Here is a 5,194-nt window from a genome sequence, read left to right as displayed (position 1 = left end):
GTCTTGCCGAAGGGATTTGTGTATTACCAACTTTCACAACAATACTATTATCAGCTGAAGTTTTTCCGTTGGAATCAATAATTTTATTCATTCTTTCAACTCAATCATTACCTGGAGTAGTTACTATATATTTTCTATTTTCTTCAGAGTTAGATCATTCTCACAAGTTATCAGGTTTATTAATTTGTGCCATAGGAGTATCTCAAGAGTTGAATGTTGTACCGTTAATAATAACTTCACCTGAAGCAGCATCACTTGTCATTTGATCGTATTGTTCATTTGATATGTTTGGATTTTTAATTCCTGAATTAGGATCCATTAAAATGATGTATTGTTGGTTAGTTTGAACAGCACCTTCATCACCAACATTTGCCTTTTGTGTATCATATATGAAATAAGAATTTGAAGCTTTGAATCCACCTGATAATGAATCATCAGATTTACCTTTTACAACTCAAACATTTTCAAAGAATGAAAAGTCATTATTTCATCTTTTTATTCCTTGAACTTCTCCACCAGAGAAATAATCATTAATATCACCATGGAAGATAAGTGGTCCTTTTCCGGCAGTGAATATTTTATACATTCTACCTGCAACTATTGGATCGAATCAAAGATCATAAATTCCAATATGGAATTGTCCATTACCTGGAGTACTATTACTAGCACCAGCACCGAAGTATCCAGCTTCATCTTTATGCTCTATAGCATCATTTCATAACCTAAATTTATTATAGATCTCCCCTGACATTCAAGAATGCATATTTACTAATTGGTTGTTTACAGTCTTTGGATATACACCATCAATTATTAATGGATCTGATACTAAATAATCTTTGTCATTTTCTACATTCTCTAAATAATTTGTAGAGTTAAGTTCACTAACCCTATTAAAAGTAATTGGAGTACCATTTGAATCTAAACCAGATATAGAAGCATGTAGCATAAAAGAACTATATGTAACAGCTACAAAAGCAGCATTACTAGGTTGTACAGGCTCAACAGCATACTGAATAGTTAGTAATGAACCAGATTCATCATTTTGTAATAATGAAGAGACACCAGAAGTTAATGTAATCTTTGTATTCATTATTGTGTTATCAGAACTTAAATTATCAGTTACAGGTTCTACCTTAGACACCATGAATATCTTGGAGTTAGTTACTTTTAAACCATCACTTGTTGTAGTGGTATTTTCCCTTATATCTTCAAATGAAAAGTAATCAACAAGATCTGATGCTTGATACACACCTTGGATTTCAATTTCTAATGTCTCTACAGTTTCCATTCAAGAAATTGTATTATTACCTTTTATTTGTGATTCTAATGGTTTTTGACCAGCACCAAGTAATTTACATTTTAATAATCCATTAGATGTAGAAAGTCTATCATTAACAACAATAGGAATAATAAATTGTGTAGAAGTATTATCCTTTATTGTTGTATTAAGAGTATTTTGTAATTCTGTTACTTTAATACCTTCACCTTCAATATTACCAGTAGAACCTAGCAAAGGTTTGAAAGCATATAGATCAACTGTGAAGTATTCTTCATCTTGATTCATTATTAATTTATTAAATTTTTCTTTTGTTTTTGGAGAAAATTTTTTATCTAATCTTGGCATATTATTCTTCCAATCTCCTTGCAGTTCCTTTTATAGGTTTTTGATCATCTTCTAGAGTTTCTTCTGTTAGATCATCTTCCATATTTTGTTTAACTGATTCTTTCTCATCATCAATTATCTCTCTCACACTTTTTGCTTCTGTGTATGAGATACCTTTATATCTTGCTATTGCCGCAGTTCTTTCTTCGAATCCTGCTTCAACTGCTTTAATTAAATTATCAATCATATCAATTTCTTCTTTAACATCAAGTCTTTGAATTTCAATTCCATCTTTATGATCAATTTCTAATCCTAATAATTTTCCTAATACTCTTAAGAATCTTTTTGCATTAGCTTGGAATAATGAAATCTTATCTTCCATAGAAGCTAATTCTGAATCTCTAATTTGAGATACTTCTAGTACAGACTTCTGAGCACTATCAGTATCATCCGCTCCAGCAAATCCTGCTTTGTATAGAAGTGCGGCAAATGAATCCTTAAATGACTTCATTGCATCAGCAATCATTTGTGTGTTTGGTTGATAGATACTTACATTATCAGATCCATTCTCAATTGTCATTGCAGCTTCAATTTGAATTAATGAAGAATCAATAAGTTGATCAGCCTTATCTTCTTTTTGTTCTAGGTCTCTAAGTTCTGATCCTTCTTCTGTTCTTAATACAATTTTAGGAGTTGATAATCTCATTGTCTTTACTAGATTAACATACGAATGATCTAGTAATTTGATTTCAGGTTTAGCATCATGTAGATCATCCACATAGATTAACTCTCCATCAGTATCAGTAGTTACTCTATTTCCAATTTCAAATATTGTAGTTTCATCCATTGTATCCACAATTGGTTCTATATATATACCTTCATAAATTCTTAATCCAGATGTAGAAATCTCATCGTATTCTGACTTATTGAAAATGTCATCATAAGTACCTTTAGTGTCTTTATCAACTTTCTTAATAGTTCTAATGATTGATCCTTTTCTGTGTGTTTCATAAATTCAATAATTCCCTAATGTTCCTTTAATAACTTTGTTATATGTAGTTGCTTGAATGATTCTATCTGAAGAATCCTTTACAATATTGAATACATCATTAGTTACTACATGCTCTCATTGATCATTAATCTTTGAAAGTATTCAATATGTCTTACCTAATGATGAAGTTAGATAGAATGTCTTTTTAAGTTTAAGCATGAAGTTAGAATCTTCAATTCACTTTAATAATTCTTCTCTAGTTAAATCATTAGCAGCATTTATAATTGGTTGGTGTGCCGATAATTTCTTTTGGTTTAAACCAGCAATTTGACTTCTCACAAACCTTGAAGGTAATTCTTTATCTTTAACGTGATAGTCATGTATATAGTATTTATTTTCTTCTGACATGTTGTCCCCTTTTTTATAAAGCTTTAAAAGCTTTGTTTCTTAAATTTCTAGAAGCTTTCCTTGTTGTTCTCTTTGTTAAATTTCTTATTGACTTTGTAACAAATACTTCCGGAGTAAATATTGCTTCTGATATATCTACTCCAATTGAGAATACTTTCTTACCTGTTCTAAAGAATTTACCTAATCCTAATTCTTTCTGAACAAAGTTTTTAGATCTACTTGCATAATTGGATACTAAGTTTTTTGGATTTTTAGCAAGTCTTTGGAATTTTTCCGCTTGTTGGAAATGCCTTTTGATATCTTCAGGAATATATTTATCTTCCAACATATCCTTAACTCCACCAATACCTTCTTTTACAAATGTCCTTAATGCATCATTCAATTCTGAAGTTGCATATTTAAATGATCCACCACCATGATTAGATGCATTAGGTAATAAAGCGAAGTTCTCGATATAGTAATCACCAGGTGATATTGCTTTTTCGAATCCTAGTATAGTTCTTGTTTCTATTCCATAAATAGTTACACTTGGTTTACCACCAGGATTGGAAGGACCGCTTGTTGTATTTGGATCAAAGTGAACAGACATGATCCATGTTCCATATCTATATCTATTAACATTGAATCCTAGTATTCATTTACTTTCCAATTCATGGAATCCTTCTTGGATCCTTCTAACAGATCCAGTGTTGGATTCGTCTACTTCCAGATCTAAAAATTCTAAATTATTATCATCCATAATTATATTATAAAAGAAAAGAGCCCTTTAGGCTCTCAAAGATTAATCTTTATTTTTTTGTGTTTGCTTTTGCTTCTGCATCAAGTTTTGCAACTTTTGCTTCTAAGTCTGCTGTCTTTGCTTTTTGCTCAGCAAGTTTAGCATTTTTTTCAGCTCTAGTAGCAACCTTACCTTTTAATGCTCCTGCTCCTGCTGCTGTGAATGATCCTAGTGTTACTAGTTCAGGTGCAATTAATACTGCATCGAAGTAATGTCATCCTCTAATAAGTCTAACGTCATCTGAATCTTGAGTTCATGTTTTGATCTTAGTAAACATAACTGTTTCTGAAGGTGTACCAACCATATTGATTGGTGACACTAAATAGTTATCAACAGGAATGTATTGGTTAGAAACAACCTTCGCTCCTGCGATATGAGTTAATGTACCATTTTCAAATTGTGTGAATTGAAGATTTGATCCTGCTCCTGCTTCTGTTTGAGCATTAGTTAGTTCAGCGATTGTTTTAGGATGTAGGTGAATGAAGATTTCTTCTGGTGCAAAAGATCCCCTTTGACCTGTGAAGTATTTTGCTGCTTCTGCAGTTCAATTTTCTTCTGTTTCATTAATTGCAAAGTAATCAGTAACTACTGATTTAAGAGCGATGAATTTATCTAGAGCAGTTGTTGCTGCTGAAGAATCAATTGATCTAACATCAGTGTTAGTTAAAATTTTGTTTGCTTCTTCATTAATCTCTGCTTTGATTAAAGCATCAGCAACTTGTCTTGAAGTAAATTTTGCAAAATCAATTCCACCCATTTGAATAACATCTGAGTCAGTGAATGAATATGCAGCTGTTTTGAATGGTGCACTTACAGTTAATTCAACTTTAATTGTTGAAGCTCCATCAGTATAATCATATGAAGAGTTAGTTGGCTTTGCCGCTTCTCTTTCAGGTAGATCAAGTCCTAAGACATTGTGGAATATGTAATGTCCACCATCTCCCATAGGGATAGCTTCTTGTGGGTGTGCTCTTAACGCAAGGAATGGGTTAGTAGCAATTCTTTGTTCGTGTGCATAAACTTGAATAACAGTCGCTGCATCAATGGAGTTACCCGCTCCGTCATTTATGTATTTTATAGACATAATTATTTTCCTTTCTTTTTATATTACCTTTTGTTTAGTAATTCTTGAACAACAGGATGATCCTTTGTGATCTTCTCATGTTCTTCTTTTTTAGTTTGTTCTTTCTCTTTTGTGTGAATTTTATTTTCTTTTATTGCGTTTTTAATATTCCGAGAGATTTGTAGTCATGACTTTGCTTTTTCAAGGTCGCCATCACTAAGTTCTTTAAGTTTTGAAATTTCTTCTTCCTTAATGTTTAGATTCATGTTATTAATTGCTTCTTTGAAATTTCTATCAGAGTTTTCTTTTTCTAGTTGGGTTAGTCTTTCATCTTTTTCTTTGATTGTTTTT

7 protein-coding genes are annotated in these 5,194 nt (G+C 31.6%); 1 reads left to right on the top strand and 6 read right to left on the bottom strand.

Annotation, left to right across the window (positions count from 1 at the left end; translation table 11 throughout):
* A partial coding sequence (locus tag ACK5M9_RS01095) for a hypothetical protein (RefSeq protein ID WP_416891365.1) occupies positions 1 to 266 on the top strand: 266 nt, incomplete at its 5' end.
* Positions 267 to 751: 485 nt separating this feature from the next.
* On the opposite strand, the gene ACK5M9_RS01090 is transcribed toward ACK5M9_RS01095, so the two are convergent.
* The 6 genes from ACK5M9_RS01090 to ACK5M9_RS01065 form a co-directional block, all read right to left on the bottom strand.
* Complete coding sequence (locus ACK5M9_RS01090) at positions 752 to 1,288, bottom strand: hypothetical protein (RefSeq protein ID WP_416891364.1); 537 nt, start codon at positions 1,286 to 1,288, stop codon at positions 752 to 754.
* Complete coding sequence (locus tag ACK5M9_RS01085) at positions 1,289 to 1,624, bottom strand: hypothetical protein (protein WP_416891363.1); 336 nt, start codon at positions 1,622 to 1,624, stop codon at positions 1,289 to 1,291.
* A 1-nt stretch (position 1,625) separates the two neighbouring features.
* Positions 1,626 to 2,459: a hypothetical protein gene (locus ACK5M9_RS01080; protein ID WP_416891362.1), complete on the bottom strand. Its 834-nt coding sequence runs from the start codon at positions 2,457 to 2,459 to the stop codon at positions 1,626 to 1,628.
* A gap of 372 nt (positions 2,460 to 2,831) precedes the next feature.
* Positions 2,832 to 3,002 (bottom strand): hypothetical protein, encoded by a 171-nt coding sequence (locus ACK5M9_RS01075; RefSeq protein ID WP_416891361.1) that lies wholly within the window; start codon positions 3,000 to 3,002, stop codon positions 2,832 to 2,834.
* A 13-nt stretch (positions 3,003 to 3,015) separates the two neighbouring features.
* Positions 3,016 to 3,591 carry a hypothetical protein gene (locus ACK5M9_RS01070; protein WP_416891360.1) on the bottom strand — a complete coding sequence of 192 codons (576 nt, stop codon included), beginning with the start codon at positions 3,589 to 3,591 and terminating at the stop codon, positions 3,016 to 3,018.
* A gap of 733 nt (positions 3,592 to 4,324) precedes the next feature.
* On the bottom strand, positions 4,325 to 4,864 hold the full coding sequence (locus ACK5M9_RS01065; protein ID WP_416891359.1) for a hypothetical protein: 540 nt from the start codon (positions 4,862 to 4,864) through the stop codon (positions 4,325 to 4,327).
* Between the last annotated feature and the right edge of the window lie 330 nt (positions 4,865 to 5,194).

This window comes from Mycobacterium sp. (genome assembly GCF_047975165.1).
In the GTDB taxonomy this organism is placed as follows: Bacteria; Actinomycetota; Actinomycetes; order Mycobacteriales; family Mycobacteriaceae; genus Mycobacterium.
The sequence above is the reverse complement of the archived record's forward strand: the minus strand, read 5'-3'. Positions and strand labels throughout refer to the sequence as shown.

Coding starts and splice junctions, on each gene's coding strand:
- ACK5M9_RS01090 (WP_416891364.1), bottom strand. CDS start 1,288: ATGGAAACTGTAGAGACATTAGAAATTGAAATCCAAGGTGTGTATCAA.
- ACK5M9_RS01085 (WP_416891363.1), bottom strand. CDS start 1,624: ATGCCAAGATTAGATAAAAAATTTTCTCCAAAAACAAAAGAAAAATTT.
- ACK5M9_RS01075 (WP_416891361.1), bottom strand. CDS start 3,002: ATGTCAGAAGAAAATAAATACTATATACATGACTATCACGTTAAAGAT.
- ACK5M9_RS01070 (WP_416891360.1), bottom strand. CDS start 3,591: ATGTCTGTTCACTTTGATCCAAATACAACAAGCGGTCCTTCCAATCCT.
- ACK5M9_RS01065 (WP_416891359.1), bottom strand. CDS start 4,864: ATGTCTATAAAATACATAAATGACGGAGCGGGTAACTCCATTGATGCA.